Here is a 1,630-nt window from a genome sequence, read left to right on the forward strand (position 1 = left end):
TAGCACGTCGGGAAGAAGCGCTTTTTAAGGTTATGGCCACACGCGCAGCCCGCAAATAGCGCAGCGGGTGGCCATAACCGGGTCTCAGGTCTCAACAGTGGTTTTGCATAACCACACCGCTGAGGAGACCGGCTATGACCGTCACAAATTCTACCATCGCGACCGTGTTGGTCGCCATCGACATTTCCAAGCATCGGCATGAGGTGCTGATCAGCATTCCCGGCAAGAAGCGCCGCCGTCGACTGACGATTACAAATACACTGGAAGATTTCGAGCGCTTGGCCACCACTCTCACCAGCTACGACCTGCCGGTGCGGATCGGGTTCGAAGCGACCGGCAATTATCACCGTGTCTTGGCTCACCATCTCGGACAGGCGGGGTTCGAGTTGAAGCTCGTGTCCTCCGTCGGTCTGGCGCGAACGCGAGAGGCCCTGCACAACAGCTGGGACAAGAACGATCCGAAGGACGCCCAGGTCATCCTGCACATGCTGGAGATCGGCGCCGTTCAGTTCTTTCACGATCCGCTGGTGACCGGGACCGCCGACATTCAGGAACTGTCGAAGACCCACGAGATCGTTTCACGCTCGAAGACTGAGCTTTGGCACCGCATCCTGACGCATTATCTGCCGCTCTACTTCCCCGAGGCCGAACGATTTCACCGAAGCTCGCGCACTGACTGGTTCCTGGCGTTCCTCGAGAAGTATCCATCACCACATATGATCACGGCGATGAGCCGGGAGGCATTCGTTGCCGATGCCTGGCAAGTGGTTGGGCGCAAAGTGTCCAAAGAACGCTTACTTTCAGATATTTATGCGACTGCGGTTGGCTCAGTGGGGTTGCCGGTTCACCCCGACTCCGACGCTGTCCGCATGTTCCGCCTCGTTCTGGCCGAAGGGCGCAGTCTGGTTCGACAGCGCAACGAGATCGAAGTACGGGCCGTCGAGCTGCTGTCGGACCTCCCCGATTATCAGCTGCTGACAACCATTCCCGGGATCGGCCCGATCAACGCCATGACCATCCTGGCCGAGGCCGGTGACCTGCGTCGGTTTCGGCATCATCGCCAGTTCCTGAAGTTCTGCGGCATGGACCTCGCCACGGTCCAGTCCGGCATGTTCCGCGGCCAGAGCAGGATCTCGAAGTACGGCAATGCCCGGTTGCGTCGCAGCCTCTGGATGGCCGGCCAGACCGCGGTACTGAAGCGGACCAATAGCTTCCGCGACAAGTTCGAACGCTACATCTCGAAGGATCGGCACAACGCCCATCTACGCCGCAAGGCTTACACCGCCATCGCGGCCAAGATGGCGCGCACCGTACACGCCGTGGTCAAACACGGCGAACCCTATCGCCCCTTCTTCGAAGGGGTGAGCCCAGGCGGAAGGACCTCTCTCTGACATGAGCCGTGGAGGCAGCCATCTGACCTCGTAGATAATGTTCGGGCCTTCTGCTTGGGATTTGGGATCTCGTATTGAGGACGGTGAGGGCCGCCATCGCGCGTACCCTGTGTTTGCTATGGAAGAGATCATTTCTTGACGGCAGAGCCCGTCTGGGCAAACGTAAAAGGGCATCCGGAGCATCGGATGCCCCATGACCTGCTGACCTAAGCAGCCAGATTTTCCCGACATAGGACGTT

1 protein-coding gene is annotated in these 1,630 nt (G+C 59.2%); it reads left to right on the forward strand.

What is annotated here, in order from left to right; genetic code table 11:
* Window positions 1-134 precede the first annotated feature (134 nt).
* Entirely contained in the window at window positions 135-1,391 is a 1,257-nt protein-coding gene (locus tag C8N44_RS23010) for an IS110 family RNA-guided transposase (RefSeq protein ID WP_107979006.1), read from the forward strand.
* The last annotated feature ends 239 nt before the right edge of the window (window positions 1,392-1,630 follow it).

The organism is Allosediminivita pacifica (assembly GCF_003054175.1).
In the GTDB taxonomy this organism is placed as follows: Bacteria; Pseudomonadota; Alphaproteobacteria; order Rhodobacterales; family Rhodobacteraceae; genus Allosediminivita; species Allosediminivita pacifica.